The sequence below is a fragment of the Tenacibaculum aquaeponti genome (assembly GCF_052084715.1).
Classification (GTDB): Bacteria; Bacteroidota; Bacteroidia; order Flavobacteriales; family Flavobacteriaceae; genus Polaribacter.
Window position 1 is genome coordinate 762465 of record NZ_CP197288.1, and the last position, 19381, is coordinate 781845.

At 28.5% G+C, this 19381-nt stretch carries 17 protein-coding genes; 7 read left to right on the forward strand and 10 right to left on the reverse strand.

The genetic code is table 11. From position 1 onward, the window contains the following. Positions 1-80: 80 nt before the first annotated feature. Positions 81-485 (reverse strand): hypothetical protein, encoded by a 405-nt coding sequence (locus ACSIGC_RS03475; RefSeq protein WP_442266773.1) that lies wholly within the window; start codon positions 483-485, stop codon positions 81-83. Beyond that, positions 475-1053 (reverse strand): RNA polymerase sigma factor, encoded by a 579-nt coding sequence (locus ACSIGC_RS03480; RefSeq protein WP_442266774.1) that lies wholly within the window; start codon positions 1051-1053, stop codon positions 475-477. Before ACSIGC_RS03480 ends, ACSIGC_RS03475 begins: the two co-directional genes overlap by 11 nt. 135 nt (positions 1054-1188) lie before the next feature. On the opposite strand from ACSIGC_RS03480, the gene ACSIGC_RS03485 reads away from it, so the two are divergent. From ACSIGC_RS03485 to ACSIGC_RS03510, 6 genes are all read left to right on the forward strand, one after another. Continuing rightward, positions 1189-1584 carry a DUF6249 domain-containing protein gene (locus ACSIGC_RS03485; RefSeq protein ID WP_299682153.1) on the forward strand — a complete coding sequence of 132 codons (396 nt, stop codon included), beginning with the start codon at positions 1189-1191 and terminating at the stop codon, positions 1582-1584. Between the two features lie 95 nt (positions 1585-1679). After that, positions 1680-3011, forward strand: coding sequence for a M28 family peptidase (locus ACSIGC_RS03490; RefSeq protein ID WP_442266775.1), 1332 nt, complete (start codon positions 1680-1682; stop codon positions 3009-3011). Beyond that, entirely contained in the window at positions 3011-3580 is a 570-nt protein-coding gene (locus ACSIGC_RS03495) for a YdeI/OmpD-associated family protein (protein ID WP_442266776.1), read from the forward strand. The genes ACSIGC_RS03490 and ACSIGC_RS03495 overlap by 1 nt, the downstream gene beginning before the upstream one ends. Positions 3581-3666: 86 nt before the next feature. Then, positions 3667-6273 carry a zinc-dependent metalloprotease gene (locus tag ACSIGC_RS03500; RefSeq protein WP_442266777.1) on the forward strand — a complete coding sequence of 869 codons (2607 nt, stop codon included), beginning with the start codon at positions 3667-3669 and terminating at the stop codon, positions 6271-6273. 69 nt (positions 6274-6342) lie between these two features. Next, the gene (locus tag ACSIGC_RS03505) at positions 6343-7227 is read left to right on the forward strand and encodes a TIGR01777 family oxidoreductase (protein ID WP_442266778.1); all 885 of its coding nucleotides are present in this window, start codon (positions 6343-6345) and stop codon (positions 7225-7227) included. A gap of 83 nt (positions 7228-7310) precedes the next feature. Then, positions 7311-8605, forward strand: a protein-coding gene (locus ACSIGC_RS03510; protein ID WP_442266462.1) for an IS3 family transposase whose coding sequence is annotated in 2 segments (ribosomal slippage) — positions 7311-7677 and positions 7677-8605 — 1296 coding nt in all. Because the reading frame shifts where the segments join, the coding sequence is not laid out codon by codon here. Positions 8606-8664: 59 nt separating this feature from the next. Here ACSIGC_RS03510 and ACSIGC_RS03515 read toward each other — a convergent pair. The 6 genes from ACSIGC_RS03515 to ACSIGC_RS03540 all read right to left on the reverse strand — a co-directional run bounded on the left by ACSIGC_RS03515 (position 8665) and on the right by ACSIGC_RS03540 (position 14895). Continuing rightward, positions 8665-9399 (reverse strand): hypothetical protein, encoded by a 735-nt coding sequence (locus ACSIGC_RS03515; protein ID WP_442266779.1) that lies wholly within the window; start codon positions 9397-9399, stop codon positions 8665-8667. A gap of 197 nt (positions 9400-9596) precedes the next feature. Further along, positions 9597-10904 (reverse strand): dihydrolipoamide acetyltransferase family protein, encoded by a 1308-nt coding sequence (locus ACSIGC_RS03520; protein ID WP_442266780.1) that lies wholly within the window; start codon positions 10902-10904, stop codon positions 9597-9599. Positions 10905-11130: 226 nt separating this feature from the next. Then, positions 11131-12096, reverse strand: a complete 966-nt coding sequence (locus ACSIGC_RS03525) for a dienelactone hydrolase family protein (RefSeq protein ID WP_442266781.1) — start codon at positions 12094-12096, stop codon at positions 11131-11133. A 25-nt stretch (positions 12097-12121) separates the two neighbouring features. Continuing rightward, positions 12122-12712: a hypothetical protein gene (locus tag ACSIGC_RS03530; RefSeq protein ID WP_442266782.1), complete on the reverse strand. Its 591-nt coding sequence runs from the start codon at positions 12710-12712 to the stop codon at positions 12122-12124. A gap of 102 nt (positions 12713-12814) precedes the next feature. Then, positions 12815-13513: a response regulator transcription factor gene (locus ACSIGC_RS03535; protein WP_442266783.1), complete on the reverse strand. Its 699-nt coding sequence runs from the start codon at positions 13511-13513 to the stop codon at positions 12815-12817. Continuing rightward, positions 13513-14895 carry a sensor histidine kinase gene (locus tag ACSIGC_RS03540; protein WP_442266784.1) on the reverse strand — a complete coding sequence of 461 codons (1383 nt, stop codon included), beginning with the start codon at positions 14893-14895 and terminating at the stop codon, positions 13513-13515. The genes ACSIGC_RS03535 and ACSIGC_RS03540 overlap by 1 nt, the downstream gene beginning before the upstream one ends. A gap of 145 nt (positions 14896-15040) precedes the next feature. On the opposite strand from ACSIGC_RS03540, the gene ACSIGC_RS03545 reads away from it, so the two are divergent. Then, positions 15041-17659 (forward strand): DEAD/DEAH box helicase family protein, encoded by a 2619-nt coding sequence (locus ACSIGC_RS03545; protein WP_442266785.1) that lies wholly within the window; start codon positions 15041-15043, stop codon positions 17657-17659. Between the two features lie 53 nt (positions 17660-17712). Here the strand turns inward: ACSIGC_RS03545 and ACSIGC_RS03550 are convergent, their stop codons facing one another. After that, positions 17713-18396 (reverse strand): hypothetical protein, encoded by a 684-nt coding sequence (locus tag ACSIGC_RS03550; RefSeq protein WP_442266786.1) that lies wholly within the window; start codon positions 18394-18396, stop codon positions 17713-17715. A gap of 79 nt (positions 18397-18475) precedes the next feature. Beyond that, entirely contained in the window at positions 18476-19378 is a 903-nt protein-coding gene (hemF, locus tag ACSIGC_RS03555; RefSeq protein ID WP_442266787.1) for an oxygen-dependent coproporphyrinogen oxidase, read from the reverse strand. Positions 19379-19381: the final 3 nt, after the last annotated feature.

Here is a 19381-nt window from a genome sequence, read left to right on the forward strand (position 1 = left end):
TATAATCATTTTTTAACAGTCTTAAACAAAAAACACTCACGAAAAAAACTTAATCATCTAATAAACAAACATTAAAGTTTTCATATATTTTCAAAACGTTTCTTAAAGAAATACAATTGGCCTAAAACTAAAAAAGTTAAAATAGTAATTAGATACATGATATTTTTAGGAATTGAAACTGATTCAAAAACATTGAATAATTCAAATTCAGGAAAACTTAAACTGAAATTTATTTTTGAAAATATACTAGTTGAAATACTAATTAAAAAAACTAAAAATCCAATAAATAAAGCCAATAACACCATCCAAACTTTCCTAGATATTAATGGCGTGTATTCAAAAACCTTTGCACTTTCAGCTTCTTGTTGGATAATAGTATCCATTACAGAATTTGTAAAATTAAAAGAAGGTACCTCTCCTTGAATTTCTTTAATATACTTTTCAGTAAATCTTTCTAATGATTTTTGCTCTTCATTATGCTCCATAATTAATCAATTCAGATTTAACATTCTCGTTAATAATCGATACTAATCTTTTTCTTGCTCTATGTAAAGTAACTTTAATATTAGATTCTTTAAGTTCTGTAACTTCTTTAATCTCTTTTAAATTTAATTCATCAAAATAAAACATCCATAAAATAGAACGCTCTTGTTCTGGCAGTTTATGCAAACATTTCTTCAACAAATCAGTACGTTCTTTTTTTGTTATTTGTTCTAAAACATTATCTGTGCTTCTTACTTTGTTTTCCGTAATTTCATCAATAACATCAATAACATACTTTTTCTCATTTTTCTTAATTGCATCTAAACAATTTCTATATGCAATTTTATATAACCAAGTAGAGAATTTAGATTCTCCTTTAAACTTACTTAAATTTTTAAATGCTTTGATAAAAGTATCTTGAGAAACTTCTTCTGCTTCTTCTTTATTTTTAAGCATTTTTAAAGCTAAACTATATACCATAACTTTATATTTCTCTACCAAAAAAGCAAAGGAATTTGTGTCACCTGTTAAGGTTTTATCAATATAAGTTTGGTCGTTTTTAATAGTCATTTATCGTAAGACAGGCTACAATTTAAAAAGGTTACAAAAAACTTTCATATTTTTTTTGAAAAAAGTTGTAACCTTTTTTGAAACACTCAAGTCTCAATTACAAACACAATAAAAAACATTTAAAATATATTACATATGGAAGTTGCATTAGTATTTATCTTTTTCTTTGCAGTAGTTTTCGGAATCTTTTATCTATACTTCTCTACAAGAAACAGAGAGCGTTTAGCTTTAATTGAAAAAGGCCAAGAAGCAAAAATATTTTCAATAGGAGAACGAAAAAGATCTACTTTAACAGGAAGAATCATCATCTTAAATTTTGCCTTATTGTTAATGGGGATTGGTGTTGGAATTTTACTAGGATCTATTTTAAGTTATTACTTTGCTAGTCCATCTAAAAATTTTATTGATGGAAGAATTGAAGATAAAATTAGAATTACAGAACAAGTTTTCTATACTTCTTCTATTTTCTTATGTGGTGGCGGAGCCTTACTTTTAGGTTTCTATTTAACAAAGAGACTAGATAAAGAATAAATTAAACATACAAACAGAATCTGTTAAAGAGAGTGTATTACAAGTACACTCTCTTTTTTGTTTTGTATTTTTAGAAAAACAAACTTAATTACAAAATGAACAAATACTTAACTATAATTACTCTATTCATAACCTCATTTTCTTATAGTCAGACTGATACAAAAATTTATGATATTATAAACGCTATATCTACCGATAGAATTAAAGCAGATATTAAAACATTAGCTGATTTTGGTACTCGTCATACTTTAAGTGATACGGTTTCTAATACAAGAGGAATTGGAGCTGCACGAAGATGGATTAAAAATGAATTTGAGCAGATTTCTAAAAAATGTAACAACTGCTTAGATGTTTTTTATCAAAAAGATTTAGTTAAGAAAGGAACAAATCAAAGAATTACAAAAGACGTTTGGGTTGTAAATGTTGTAGCTATTCAAAGAGGAACTAAAAACCCAAATAATTACATTGTTATGAGTGGAGATATAGATTCTCGTATTTCTGATCCGAATAATTATACTGATGATGCTCCTGGTGCTAATGATAATGCTACAGGAATGGCCGGTGCAATAGAAGCTGCTAGGGTTTTAAGTAAATATAAATTTAATAATAGTATTATATATGTTGGTTTATCTGGTGAAGAACAAGGTTTATTTGGAGGAAAAGGATTAGCAAATTATGCTAAAAATAAAGGTTGGAATATTGTTGGGGTAATAAATAATGACATGATTGGTAACATTAAAGGAGTAGATGGAGTTATTGATAATAGAACATTTAGAATTTTTTCTGAACCAACTCCTCCTACAGAAACTGCACAACAAAAAAGAGCTCGTCGTTTTTACGGTGGTGAAGTTGATGGAATTTCTAGACAATTAGCTCGATATATTTATAAAACTACAAAAACCTATATGCCTGAAATGAATCCGAAGATGATTTATAGATTAGATCGTTTTGGACGTGGTGGTCACCATAGACCTTTTAACGATGTTGGTTTTGCTGGAATTAGAATTATGGAAGCTCATGAGAACTACACACAACAACATCAAGATATTCGTACAGAAAATGGTATCGAATATGGTGATAAATTCAAATTTGTAAATTTCGATTATGCCAAAAAATTAACTGCTGTAAACGCTATAAACTTAGCTAGTGTTGCTTCTGCTCCACCTTCACCAAAAAACGTAGGTATTGGAGGAATTGTTGAAGCTGCTGCTAAATTTAAATGGGATCATGTAAAAGGAGCAAAAGGTTATAAAATTTATTGGAGAGATACAACTTCTCCTACCTGGGATCATTTTAAATATGTAGAAAATGTGAATGAATTTGTACTTGAAGGAATTGTTGTAGATAACTTCTTCTTTGGTATTAGTGCAGTTGGTGAAAATGGATATGAAAGTATTGTTAGTTTTCCATCTAAAATAATTCGCTAATGCCTGAAAAAATACAATTATACTTTAAAGAAGATAAAGAATGGTATAATTGGTTATTAAAAAATCATGATACATCTCAAGGGGTGTATTTGATTTTTTATAAAATTGAAACAAAAATTCAATCGATGCGTTGGGAAGAAGCTGTAAAAGTCGCTTTATGCTTTGGTTGGATAGATTCTACTGTAAAGAGTTTAGGTGATGGAAAACGACATCAATATTTCTGCCCAAGAAAACCAAAAAGTGTATGGAGTAAAGTAAATAAAAATTATATTGAAGAATTATTTACTTTAAAACTACTACATAAAAGTGGCTTAGAATCAATAAAAATTGCAAAAGAAAACGGAAGTTGGTTTGCTTTAGATGATGTTGAAAACTTAATAATTCCAGAAGATTTACTGAAATCATTTAAGAGAAATAAAGAAGCTTATACAAACTATAAAAATTTTGCTCCTTCATATCAAAAAAGTTATTTATACTGGTTATTTCTTGCTAAAAGAGAATCTACTCGTAAAAATAGAATTGAAAAAATCGTAACACTTTGTAAACAAAACATCAAAAAAATCAGATAACTATTTATTATATCATTAACAATTTTTTAAAAATTTTAATAATATTTTTACAAACCATTAAATAAATCATTTAAAAATATAGTAAAATGTTTACAAAAAAACCAAGACTAGTATTATCTATCTTCTTGGCATTATTGCTTTTAAGCGTTAATGACATTAATGCACAAAGAAGAAAAAAGAAAAAAGATAAGGAAAAAGCAAAGTTGGAAATGCCTAAAAAGCCTAAGAAAAAACCAACAAAAACAATAGCAGACTTAACTAAAAAAAGCTCAAAAATTGAAGGTTTATTTACCATTTTTCAAGATTCAGTTACTGGATCTGTTAAGTTATTGGTTAAAAAAGATCAGTTAAACAAAGACTATATTTATTTTTCACAAATTGCTGATGGAGTTACTGAAGCTAATGCTTTTAGAGGATCGTATAGAGGATCTAGTGTTTTCAATATTAAAAAGTACTTTAATAAAATTGAATTTGTAGCTCCAAATACATCTTTTTATTTTGATGAAAATAATGCTATATCTAAATCTGCGGAAGCTAATACAAGTGATGCCATTATTACAAGCGCAAAAATTTTAGCTTCTGATGACAAAAAAGGAGAATACTTAATTGACGCTAGCAGTTTATTCCTATCAGAAGCACTTACAAGGGTTAAATTTCCTAGTTTTCCAGGTAGATCTCCTTTTGCATTTAAACTAGGTCGTTTTGATAAAAATAAATCTAAAGTAAATTCAATAAAGAATTACCCAGAAAACACCAATATTAAAACAGAATATGTATATAATAACCCAAGTGTCTTAAATGGAGGAAGCTCTGCTATTAAAGACGGAAGATATGTATCTATTAAGGTATTCCATACTTTTATGAATATGCCTGACAACGGGTATGAAACTAGATTTGATGATCCTAGAGTTGGTTATTTTACTACAGAGGTAAACGATATGACTAGCACTGATGCTATTAATTATAGAGATTTTGTTCATAGATGGAGATTAGTAAAAAAAGATCCAAATGCTGCAATTTCTGAACCTGTTACTCCTATTACTTGGTGGATTGAAAACTCAACTCCTCTTGAATGGAGAGAAACTATTAAACAAGGTGTTTTAGCATGGAATGTTGCTTTTGAAAAAGCAGGATTTAAAAATGCAATGGTTGTAAAAGTTCAACCTGATAATGCTGACTGGGATGCTGGTGATGTAAGATACAATGTTTTACGTTGGACTTCTTCTCCTAATCCTCCTTTTGGTGGATACGGACCTAGTTTTGTTAATCCAAAAACTGGAGAAATCTTAGGTGCAGATATCATGTTAGAATATGTTCATTTTACAAACCGAGTTCGTTTAGATCGAATTTTTAATGCTGCTACTTCTTTTAATTCTGAAGAAGAAACTCATAAAAACGTATTCTTAAATAAAGATAATCACATGTTATGTTCTGCAGGACATCTTATGCATGAAAACACTATGTTTGGTAAAACTGTGTTAGCAGCAACTGGAGCAACTGATATGCAAATGGAAGGTATGAAGCGTGAAGCTATGATTGCTTTGATTATGCATGAAGTTGGACATACTTTAGGTTTAAACCACAATATGAAAGCTAGTCAATTATTTTCACCTGCTGAATTAGCTAACCCTGAATTTATTAAAGGAAAATGCTTAACTGGTTCTGTAATGGATTATGCAGCTATTAACTTAACTTTAGATCCAGCTAAACAAGGTCAATATTATGATACTGCTGTTGGACCTTACGATGTTTGGGCAATTCAATTTGGATATACTCCGTTTAGAAACAAAACTGAAATGGATGCTTTATTAGCTCAATCTACAAAACCTGAATTAATTTTTGGAAATGATGCAGATGATATGCGTTCTCCTGGTAAAGCAATTGACCCAAGAGTAATGACTGGTGATTTATCTAATAATCAAATTGCTTATTCAATAGATCGTATCAAGTTAGCTAATAATGTTAAGAAAAACATCAAATCTAAATTAACTAAAACTGGTAAATCTTATCAAGAATTAAGAAATGCTTATTATGTATTAAGCGGACAAGCAGCTAGAGCTGGAGATGTAATTTCTAGATTTATTGGTGGTGTTTATGTTGATAGAGCTATGGCCGGACAACAAGGAGAAACTCAACCATATACTCCTGTAAGTTATACAGATCAAAAAAGAGCTATGAATGCTTTAAAAACGTACATTTTTGCTCCAAATGCATTTAAAGCTCCAAAAGAGTTATATAACTATTTAGCTAGACAAAGACGTGGTTATAATTTCTTTGGAGGACCAGAAGATCCAAAAATTCATGCACAAGTTTTATCTTACCAAATGAGAGTTTTAAGTCATATTTTACATCCTAATACTTTACAACGTATTAGCGATTCTGAATTATATGGAAATCAATATCGTCTTTCAGAATTTATGACTGATTTAAATAACTCAATTTTCAAAAATGACATTTATGGATCTGTAAATTCTTTCCGCCAAAATCTACAAACACAATACACAAAAATGTTATTAAATATGGTAAGCGGAAAAGCAAAAAACAGATTTACTAATGCTTCTAAAGCAATGGCTTTATACAATTTAAAAAACATTAAATCTTGGGTAAGTAATGGTACTGGAAATATTGCTACAAAAGCACATAAAAACCAGTTAAAATTATTAATTACAAATACTTTAAAGGAAATAAAATAATTTCATTTTAAAAGAACATAATTTAAGAAAACCGTAGTAAAAAACTACGGTTTTCTTTATTTTTACTGTATGGCAAAAATCTTATTAACTGGAGGAACTGGGCTGGTAGGAACACTACTAGAACAAAAATTAAAAAAGAACAATCATGAAGTAATTATTCTTTCTAGGAACCCCAAAAAAAAACATCATTTTAAATGGGATGTTAAAAACAACTATGTTGATCCTAAAGCTCTGGAAAATACCGATTTTATTATTCATCTTGCCGGTGCAGGTATAGCTGATAAAAAATGGACTAATAAACGTAAACAAGAATTAATAGACAGTAGAGTTTTATCTGCAAACTTATTATATCAAAAGATTAAAGAATACAACACTTCTTTAAAAGGTTTTATTTCCTCTTCAGGAATTGGATATTACGGAGCAATTACTTCTGAAACTATTTTCAAAGAAGAAGATCAACCAGCTAAAGATTTTATCGCCAAAATATGTATTGAATGGGAAAATGCAGCTAATCAATTTTCAAAAGATAATATTCCTGTTACTATTTTAAGAACTGGTGTCGTTTTAAGTAAAGATGGTGGTGCTTTAAAAAAAATGAATACTCCACTATTTTTATCCGCTTTAGGAAAAGGAGATCAGTATATTCCTTGGATTCACATTGAAGATTTATGTGATATGTATGTTAAAGCAGTGGAAGATCAATCTTTTAATGGGATTTTTAATGCAGTAGCACCAGAGCATCAAACCAATAGTTCATTCACAAAAACTTTAGGGAAGGTATTAAAGAAATTTGTTACTCCTTTTAATGTTCCTAAGTTTGTTTTGCAACTAGTTGTAGGAGAATTGGCTGTTATTGTATTACAAGGAAGTAGAGTTTCTACAGAAAAAATTAAAAAGTATTTTTCTTTTAAATACAAAGAGCTAACAAAAGCTTTAGAAGAAATATATCAATAAAAAAAAGAGCTGTTTTAATAAACAGCTCTTTTTTTATATTGTTTGTCTCGTCCTGAAATAGCGTTACACAAATTTGTAACCTTATGAACGACAACATTTACCGCAAACGTACTCAGAAAGATTATACGATGAGTTTTAAACTTTCGGTTGTATCGGAAGTAGAAAAAGGCGAATTAACCTACAAACAAGCTCAACTTAAATATGGGATTCAAGGAAGAAGTACTGTTTTAGTATGGTTGAGAAAATATGGTAACTTTGATTGGACTGATCAAACACCATCTAATATGCCAAAATCACCAGAACAAAAATTATTAGAGTTAGAGCAAAAATTACGTCAATTAGAAAAGCAAAACAATCGTTTAAAAGCTCAAGCAGCAGCATCAGAGAAGAAAGCGATACTGTTTGATATGATGATTGATTTAGCTGAGAAAGAGTATAATATTCCTATTAGAAAAAACTCCAAAACCGAGTAATTGATATGTTTGTTTTACAAAAGAAAGAAAGTATTTCTTCTACCTGTAAATTACTTGGGTTTAGCAGACAGGTCTATTATCAAGCTAACTATAGAGTTAAGAAATCTCAATCAATAGCCAATAAGGTTGTTGAATTGGTTAAGCGTGTAAGAATGGAACAACCAAGGATTGGGACAAGAAAACTGTATTATCTTCTTTCGGAGGAATTAAGCAGTTTAGCTGTTGGAAGAGATCGATTATTTGATATTTTACGAGCTAATAAACTATTGATAAAACGACAAAAGAGTTATCACATTACAACCAACTCTCATCATCGTTTTAGAAAACATACTAATCTTATTGAAAATCTGGAAATAAATAGACCAGAACAAGTATGGGTAGCAGATATTACATATTTAGGCAATCGTAAGAACCCTATGTATTTATCATTAATTACAGATGCATATTCTAAGAAAATCATAGGATATCATTTGGATAAAACTTTAGAAGTAAGCTCAACGGTAAAAGCCTTGGAGATAGCTATGAAAAATAGAGTATATCCAGAGAAGGAACTTATCCATCATTCAGATAGAGGATTGCAGTACTGTAGTAACATCTATCAAAATATTTTATCAAAACATAATATTAAATGTAGTATGACAGAATCATACGATCCATATCAAAATGCGATAGCTGAACGGGTTAATGGAATCTTAAAACAAGAGTTCTTTATTGCTACCACAAATCTAGATATTAAGATAATGAAGAAAATAGTAAAGCAATCAATAACTATTTATAACTCTAAAAGACCGCATTGGTCATGTCATTTTAAAACTCCTAACCAGGCACATCAACAAAATAAAATGAAGATAAAATCATATCGAAAAAAAACATCATCTAAAGCTATAGCTTTAGATGATGTTTAATATATTTAATCAATAAATAACTGTAACGGTTATTTAGGACTAGTCAGTTTTTATAATTTCTACTTTTTGGTTGTAGTCATTAAAATTTTAGAATTCACTTTTTGTCCTTGAACCTTTATAATTAAGTCCATATCCATATCTTTCATGTTTCCTGTTTCTCTATTAATAGTTCCTTTACCAGAAATAGCATTTTCTTCTCCAGAAATAGATCCAGAAACCTTAACTTCAACATTATCAGAATTAATAGCAGTAACTTCATACACATAGTCCATTTTACTACCTTCTTTTGTAGATTTCATTGCACTCCAAGTTGATCCAACAGTAACCTCTTCTTCAGGAAGAACCATACTACTAAAATTATCTTGGAAATCTTTTACATTTCCGTTACCTGAAATCACTTTAGTATTTATCACATTACCTCTTTTATCATATTCGAAAGCAATAAGCGTACTTAAAAGATCTTTCATTGATGAATGTGCACCTTGAGCAAAAGCATCCATTTCAGATTCTTTCATATTAGAATCGTATTTCATTTGCTGCCCCATTGCATTCATATCCATTTTTACATTTTTAAAAGAAGCTTCAGTTATAAAACTTTTTTCTTTTACTTCTGTTACTTTCATTTCCATTAGCATTTGAATATCTAACTTCATCATCTCTCCCATGTCTTGATTCATTTTCAAAGCGACTTGATAAACATCTCCTTTTTCATAGTTTAGACGTAATAAAACTTTTTCTTGTGAAAAACTTAAAGCACTAATTAAAAACACAAAGGCTACAAGTATTTTTTTCATTATTTAATAATTTTAGTTTGATCGCCAAAAGTAATAAAAAGAAACTTGTTCAATTAGAGTTAAAAAAGCATATCAAATAAAATTTTGTTTTAAGAATTATTTTACAAGTCGTAAAAAAAAATTGGTTATAACTCAATAATGAGTAATAACCAACCTCTATAAACATTAAATAAATGCTTTTATATAAAGTATATTGCTTAAAAATCTTGATTAGGATCCCACGCTTCAATGATATCTTTAAATGTTTTGATAAACATACCTCCTAAAGCTCCATTTACAACTCTATGATCATAAGAATGAGATACAATCATTTTATGACGAATACCAATTAAATCTCCTTGAGGAGTTTCGATAACAGCAGGTTTTTTAATAATTGCTCCTAAAGCAAGAATAGCAACTTGTGGCTGGTTAATAATAGGTGTACCTGTAATACTACCAAAACTACCAATATTGGTAACAGTATATGTTCCTCCTTGAATATCGTCTGGCTTTAACTTATTAGCTCTTGATCTAGTAGCTAAATCGTTAACTTTTTTAGTCATTCCTACTAAACTTAATTCATCAGCATTTTTAATTACTGGTACAATTAAATTACCGTCAGGAAGCGCAGCAGCCATACCTAAATTAATATTTCCTCTCTTGATGATCTTATCTCCATCTAAAGAAATATTGATCATAGGATGTTTCTTTATTGTTTGTGCAACGGCTTGCATAAAGATTGGAGTAAATGTTAACTTCTCTCCTTCTCTTTGTTGGAAAGCGTTTTTAACTTTATTTCTCCAGTTTACAATATTTGTTACATCGATCTCTATAAAAGACTGAACGTGTGGAGAAGTTTGCACTGAATCTACCATGTGTTTTGAAATCAGTTTCCCCATTCTACTCATTTCAATAATTTCATCCTCTCCACTCATTGTAATTGGAGCAGACTCAACCTTTTTAGGTTTTTCAATATCAAATTGAATAGCATCGTTAGTTTTTACAGGAGCTTTACCTCTATTCTTAACATAATCAAGAATATCGTTTTTAGTAACTCTACCATCTTTACCTGTTCCATTAACTCTTTCTAATTCAGAAAGAGCAATACCTTCTTTCTCTGCTATGCTTTTTACTAATGGAGAATAAAAGCGATCACTAGATGAAGTATCTATAGAAGTTACAGTTTCTTTAGCAACTTCTACAGTTTTTTCTACTTCAGCAACTGCTTCAGAAGTAGTTTCCTTTACTGGTTCTGGTTGCGCTACAGCATTTCCTGAATCTTCACCTTCTACTTCGATAATAGCTATAGTTTGACCAACTTGAACTACGGCATCTTTTTCAAATAAAATTTCAACTAATTTTCCATCTACTTCACTAGGAACTTCACTATCTACTTTATCTGTTGCAACTTCAACAATAGTGTCGTCCATTTCAATAGTATCTCCAACTTCTTTTAACCATGAAGTTATCGTTGCCTCTGCAACACTTTCACCCATTTTAGGAAGCTTTAGTTCGAATTTTGCCATAGTATTGATCGTTTTTACTACGCAAAAATAAGAAATAAAATTTATTTATTTATTATTAATTCCAATGCAAATTAATGTTTTTATTACGAATACCATAAAAAACATCATTTTGACCACCTTTTTTTTAAGTATTATTTAAGAAAATTATTTTTTTTAAAACACTAATAAACAATTCACTAATGAATTTCACTTTACTTTACACCTTATAAATCAAACATTTAATCAACTAATTATTTTTTACCCATTTCATAAAGTCAAGAAAAACGGTATTCCAATGCCTTTTTTTCTTCCCATTTGGCAACTTTTCATTAAAGCTATGATCTAAATTTGGATATACCTTAAATGTTAGGTTTTCTTTTTTGTTTCTTATAAATTCAACAGGAATTAAATAAGTGGATTCTATTGGAACTGATATATCTTTAGCTCCCATAGCTACATACAATGGAACATTAATTTGTAATAAGTTTTCAATTGGTGGCTCTGAAAAATAATACCATCTTTTATAAGGATGTCCGTACCATTTTTTATGAATTGAATCTTTATTTTTTACAATCTCTTTATATTTCACAAATAAAGAATCCATCTGTTTTAAACCTTCTTCTTCGGTTAATTTTCCTGTTAAAACATCCTTTCTTATAAATAAAGGAAAATCATACCATTGAGAATTTCCACTACCTGACCAAAACCCTACATGTGTTATTTCTTTATTAATTGAACCTACTTTTGCTACCACATCACTTCCTTCAGAATGTCCTATTACTACTATCCGTTTTGGTCTTTGAATGTAATTTGTAAGTATATCTTTTATTACTTTATCTATTTGATAAGCTCTGTGTTTTAGAGTCATTGTTTTGTGATAGACTTCGGGTGCTTTAAACTCTTTTTTTGAATCAACACAAAATGGAATATATGTTTTTGAAACGATAAAAAAAGCATAGTCATCTGGTATCTCTTTCAAATCAAAAGGCATCGTACTTCCTCTATATCGAATTCCATTTTCTTTAAAAAAACTGTAAAACGGTTTTGAACTTGATCCATGAATAAACAGTAGTATGTTCTTTTTTGAAGAAACCTCACCTTTGGAATAGACATGATAATTAATCGTATCATTATTACTTACAAAGGTGAAGTGTTTAAACATATTAATTTTTTCACATTGTGCATGAACAGATAATAGTCCTGATAGAATCATAAATACTATCCATAGTTTCAAAATATTAATATCTTTCATCTGATTCTTCTTCTTTTTCTCTTTTTATTTCTTTTAGATTTTTAATTGAAGCTTCTAATTCTCTTTTGGCTCTTTCTAATCTTGCTTCTGCTCTTCCTATAGAATTCTCTCTTCTACTTTCAAATGTATGTCTTTTGTGTGATGATATAAACTCTTGTAAATCTTCTCCTATCGACTTTATTTTTCTATAAAAACTAGAATTCGTTGCTTTTTTATCTAAGTAAATTGATAATCTATTTTTTGATAAAGTACATTCAAAAATTACTTCTCCATTTTCTACAATTTCCCACAATAACTCTCTTCTATTCTTTTTAACTTTAATATTATCTAAAGCATCGGTAAGAATATTTTTAACTCCATCTTTTTTTGATGAATGAAACTTAGATCTGAATTTGTATTGTTTTTTTGAATCTGAAACACTTGTTGAACTACTAACTCTAGATGATGATGTAGTTACTTCTGTATGTGAATTTCCTGAACTTGGAGCTTGTGGAGGAGTTGGAATTTCTGGAGTGTTTTGTGCACAAGCACTGATTGATATTAAAATTGTTACTAAGGTTGCTTTAATACATTTCATAATATTTAGTTTTTAATTACACTCCAAAATTAGTTGGTATTAAAAACTAAACCTGAGTTTTTTACTCTGTTAACCTAGCATTAACCTACTTAAACAACTGTATTAACTTATCTTAAATTCGAGCCCAATTCCTCTTGAACTTTCTATAGTTATAGCTGAGTCTTTTTTGAAATATTTACGAAGTCTGCTGATAAAAACATCCATACTTCTTCCAGAAAAGTAATCGTCGTTTTTCCATACAGCTTTTAATATTTCTTCTCGTTTTAACATTTGATTCTTATGGTCGAATAAAAACTGAATTAAACTAGCTTCTTTTTCTGTTAATTGCTGAATTTCATTTTCGAAAACTAATTCTAATCGTCTTTGGTTAAAGCTATAATTTCCTATTTGAATAACACCTTCATTAACAACTTTAATGACACTGTTTGTCGATCTTTTTATGATATTATTAATTCTTAATACCAATTCATCTGCATCAAAAGGTTTTACGATATAGTCATCTGCGCCTAACTTTAATCCTTTTAATCGATCTTCTTTTAGTTTTCTTGCAGTTAAAAAAATAAAAGGAATTTCTGGATTTACCTCTATTACTTGTTCAGCCAATGTAAATCCATCCATTTTTGGCATCATTACATCTAAAACACAAATATGAAAACTACTCTCTTTGAATTTCTCTAAAGCTTCTTCACCATTTTGAGTCCAAACTACAGTGTAGCCAGACATTTCGAGATATTGCTTCAAAAGATTACCAAAATCTACATCATCTTCTGCTAATAAAATATGTTCTTTTGTTTGAGCCATTAATCTAAAGGTAATTTAATATTAAAAGTAGTTCCTTTTCCTTTTTCACTTTTTACTGAAATTGTTCCGTTATGTGCTTTTATGATTTGATTGCTATAATACAATCCTAAACCCAAACCTTTCACATTATGAATATCTTTATTTTCAGCTCTGAAAAATTTATTAAAAATCTGTTGAATATCTTTCTTTGAAATTCCAATTCCGTTGTCTGCAATTATAACTTCAACGCCCTTATTATGATTCAGTTGAACTTCTAATTCAGTTCCGCCATACTTTACAGCATTTTCTAAAATGTTAGACAATACAGTACTCATGTAAAATTTATCGACTTCAATTAAAACATCATAATCACACATAACATTAGTTAAAGTAATGTCTTTATTAGAGATTAAAAAATCGTCTACAATCTCTAATACAAAATCATTCAGATTTACAGTTTCCTTTTGTAATTCAATTTCATTATAACCTAAACTATTATTTAATACTTGATCAACTAGTTTTTGTAATCTTATATTTTGCCTTTCTATAGTTTCTATCGTTGATTCAACAAAATTATTTTGCGCATTAATATCTTGTTTTTTCAACATTTTTGTTGCTAAGGATAAAGTAGCCAAAGGTGTTTTTAATTCGTGAGTGATGTTATTAATAAAATCTGTTTTTACATCAGCTATTTTCTTCTGAGTTATTAAATTTTTTATTGAATAATAAAAGAGACCTATCACAAAAAGGAAAATACAACAAGACGAAATAAGTAATCCTCTCATTTCGTTTAATATGATTGAATTTGCCTCATCTATATTCATGTAATTTACAGTTTTAAAAACTACATCATAATTTCCTTTTTTTAATTCTCCTTTAATTTTTCTTTGAAAAGTTCTATTCGTTTCCCAAGTAGAAGTACCTAATCGTAACTCTGGATCATTTTGAAATTCATATCCGACTAACTTAAATTTACTTGAATTTTTATCATAAAAAATAGTATCGGTTTTTAAACTATCTACTAAAATTATACTCTCTAAAATCTTATGATATTTTAAATCGAAATTTAAATTTTTAGACTTCATTTCTTTTTCATATTCTACAATAAATCTTGGATTTAAAGAATCATTTATTTCACGTAATCTATTAAGCAGCTTTTCTTTTGGGAGCATTTGAATACTATATGCATCTAAATCTTTTAGAAAAGTATTAGAAATAGCATCACTAATTGAATCTATTGATGTCCCATAATTTCCAATTTTCCCTACCATTTCGCTGGTAGTATCAATTAATGCTTCTTTCCTTAAATCATAGGTGTTTTGAATTAGTCGAGCTTGAATTAGCGATAAAGCTATTAATCCAACAATAGAAGCTACAACCAATAAAATTATTTTTCTAGACATCCTTCAAAAATAACATTTGTTTCTATATTCTTTAAGTTAACAACCTCCATTAACCTTCAATTAACTTAAAAAAATTGTGTGATTTTTCTAATTATCAATAAGAACATATAATTTCGTTTTATTATTTTGAATCTATATAATAAATATGTCACTAAAAAAATTGCGCTTTAAATCTCAGTGGAGACCATATCAAGCAAAAGTTTTACAGAATTTTGATAAACATATTGCTGATAATCATTTTCATATTGTGGCTCCACCTGGATCTGGCAAAACTATTTTAGGTATAGAAGTTATTCGAAGAATTGGTAAGAAAACTCTAGTTTTAACTCCAACATTGACTATTAGAAATCAATGGAATGATAGATTACAAAGCTTTTTCACTGAAAATAAAGACTTTGAAGATATTTCATTTGATATTAAAAATCCGTCTACTTTAACTTTCTCTACTTACCAAGCTTTACATAGTTTTTTTAAAACTTTTGAAACTAATGAAGCCTACTTTGATTTCTTTAAAAAAGAAAACATAGAAGTTTTACTATTAGATGAAGCACATCATTTAAAAAATGCTTGGTGGAAATGTTTATATGATTTAAAAGAAGAACACTTACAAACTGTTGTAGCACTAACTGCAACTCCTCCTTATGACAGTGAAAATTCTGAAATACAAAAATATTTTAAGCTCTGTAATGAAATTGATGATGAAATTGTAGTTCCGGATTTAGTTAAAGAAAAAAACCTAGCTCCTCATCAAGATTTAGTGTATTTATCTAAACCAGAAGATGAAGAAGTGAAGTTTATCACGCAATTTAAAGAGAAAGTTGATCATTTTAGAAACTCTTTAACTTCAGATTCAACATTTATAAACTTTATTAAAAAACATCGTTTTTATGAAAGAACAGAGAGTCAACTTGAAGAAATTTATAAGAATTCGAATTTCTTTTCTTCAATTTTAATTTTTTTAAATGCTTGTAAAGAAGAAATTCCAATAGAAAAATTAGAAATTTTAGGCTTTAATAAAGAAGAAAACATAGAATTTCCTGAGTTATCAAATTATTGGATTGAAATCTTACTTCAATTTTTATTAGTCACAGATAGAGAAACTCTAATAAAACATGAAACATATTTAAATAAGCTTGAAAAACAGCTTCGTTTACTTTCTATCTTTAGTAAAAATAGAGTCAATTTTACAGGAGATGATTTTGTATATAAATCATTAAGTAATAGTCCTAGTAAATTAAAGAGTATCGTTGAAATTGTTCGACAAGAGCAAAAGAATTTAAAAGATGATTTACGTTGTGTAATTCTTACCGATTATATTAGAAAAGAATATTTAAACTTACCTAATAATGAATATGAAAATATTCAAAAGATGGGAGTTATTCCTATTTTTCAACGTATAAAAAATGTCATATTTTACACAAAATCTCTAGCAGTTTTATCAGGTTCTGTAGTTATTATTCACCAAGAAATTATTCATGAAATAGAACAAATTGACACTCTTGAAAATTACACAATTACTTATCTCGAATCTGATGAAAATTTTGTTTTAATTTCCTCTAAAAGCTCTTCTCAAAAAAATATTGTTGAAGTTATAACTCAACTTTTTGAAAACGGTCATATAAAAGTACTTATTGGTACAAAATCTCTTTTAGGTGAAGGTTGGGATGCTCCAAGCATTAATAGTTTAATCTTAGCTTCTGTTATTGGGTCTTTTGTTTCTTCAAATCAAATGCGAGGAAGAGCAATTCGAGTTGATAGTTCAAACCCGAATAAAGTAGGTTTAATATGGCATTTAGCTTGTTTAGATCCTACCAATGAAAAAGGAGGTAAAGATTTTACTGTTTTAGAAAGAAGATTCAATTCTTTTTTAGGTATTAGTAATGAGGAAAATGATATTATAACAACGGGATTAACAAGATTAAATCTTCCTCATAAAATTTTCACTAATGATGTTGAAGGTTTAAATAAAATCACCTTAGAATTATCGGAAAATAGACAGGAAATATCTCAAAAATGGGAAAAATCGATTTTTAAAGGTAAAAAAGTAAACAAACAACTAACTTTTTTAAATCCTAGAAAAAAGACTAAACCTAAAGAAGAAGATTATTTAAATGCTATTTTTTATAGCTTAAAAGAAACATGGTTAATTGTATTTTTAATTGTCATATTTATCCCTGTTTTATTTATTATTGATGATTCTAGAGTTCTTAAAGTTATAAGTATCTTATTAGTAAGTCTTATGATTTGGTTATTTTTTACTTCAACTAAAATCATAAAATCTTTCTTGAAATTCGGAGTTGCAGATAAGAAAATTCACAAAATAGGTTTAGTTATATTGAAAACTCTTTATGAATTAAAAATGATGAGCAGTCCTAAAAATGTTGTGAAATTAAAAACAAAAATGCAACAAAATGGTCAAGTTGTTTGTACAATTCATGGAGCAAACCGATTAGAAAGTAAATTATTTATAGATGCTTTAAATGAAGTTTTATCTCCTGTAAACAATCCTAAATATTTAATATGTCGTTCTACATGGGTTTCAAAACGATTTAAGAAAGAACATTTTTTTACAGTCCCTGAAATATTTGGAACGAATAAGGAAAATGCTTTAGAGTTTCAAAAGCAATGGAATTCTTATATTAATAAAGTTGAACTTTTATATACTAGAAATGTAAAAGGAAGAAAATCTTTATTAAAAGCAAAACTTCAAGCAGCAAAGAGAACACATAAAAAACTGACTAGAAAAAATATCATCTGGGGATAAAAAAAAGGATTACTTTACTAGTAATCCTTTTACTGTTTCTTATTTTAAATACACTATGGAATTAAAACTAATTTAAATCTTCCATTTGTTATTACAACTTTATCATTCGGGTCATTTTCATTATATAATGTTACAGAAAAAACACCTTCAACATTCTGTCTAACAACAGCAAATGAACCTGCCGACTGATTAATTCCTTCGCTTTTTGTAATTTCAAAGTAATTGTTACTTAAATCACTATTGTAGGTAGTATAAACAGCTGCATCTGAATTTGCGCTAGGTAGATAATAAACACCTACTTTTCCTCCATTTTTATCCTCATCTCTATTATCTTCAGCAAAATCGTATTCTTTCTTTGGAAAAAGAGAATTAAATATTTCGTTTTGAGAATTTGTATTTCTACAAATGTGCATTCTATTAAATTCAAAACCAACTGTTGGTAAAGATTCATTATGAAATGGATATAAAGAGAAATCATAAGAAAACCCATTATCTTCTGAATAAGCACACGTAGATGAAGATGTATTCGTTCTTACAATATCGTAAGTTTGAGTAGTATTGCTTAACTCTTGTCCATAAACAAAAGGCTCTCCATTTATTTCTCCTGAAATAAACCATAAATAACTATCACTATTTACACCATCATTTTCTTCTTCACTAGAACAACTTAATAAGGTAATACATAGCAATAAACTCAAAAAATGAGTTAAGTTCTTTTTCAAAGTTTCTATTTTCATAATTAATAATTTAAAATTCGGGCAAAAGTATTAATTAAAAACTCAGAATAAAAAATGTACTCAATTAATATTTAAAAAGTTAAACCCAATTTACAGGTTTTGCCAAAACTTTTAATAAATCTGCTTCTTTTGTGCCTTCTTCTGGAACATGGTTATATTTCCATTGAACTTTAGGTGGTAAACTCATTAAAATACTTTCTATTCTTCCATTAGTTTTTAACCCAAATAATGTACCTCGATCGTGAACTAAATTAAACTCAACATAACGTCCTCTTCGTACTTCTTGCCAATCTTTGTGTTCTTGAGTATACTCAGTATCTTTTCTATTTTCAACTATTGGAACATAACTATTTAAGAAACTATTACCAATTTCAGTAACAAAATCATAACGATTTTGCATAGAAAACTCTTCTGTTTCTTTCAAATAATCAAAGAACAATCCACCTACTCCTCTAGCTTCATTTCTATGAGCATTCCAAAAGTAATTATCGCAAGTTTCTTTAAATTTAGGATAAAAATCTATGTGATGTTTATCACAAGCTTCTTTACAAACTTTATGAAAATGTTTTGCATCTACTTCGAAAAGGTAGTATGGAGTTAAATCTTGCCCACCACCAAACCATTGTGTAACTATTTCTCCTTTCTCATTGTACATTTCAAAGTAACGCCAATTTGCATGAACTGTAGGTACAAAAGGATTTATAGGATGTAAAACTAAACTTAAACCACAAGCAAAAAAATTACCTGTTTCAACTTTAAATTGTTTTCTTAATACTTCTGGTAACTCTCCATGTACAGCAGATATATTTACGCCTCCTTTTTCAAATACATTTCCATTTTCAATCACACGAGTTCTTCCTCCTCCTCCTTCTGTTCTCTTCCATAAATCTTCTTGAAACTTAGCTTTACCATCTATAGTTTCTAATTTTAAAGTAATGGTATCTTGTAATTCTTGAATGTATGCGTAAAATTGATCTTTCATTAT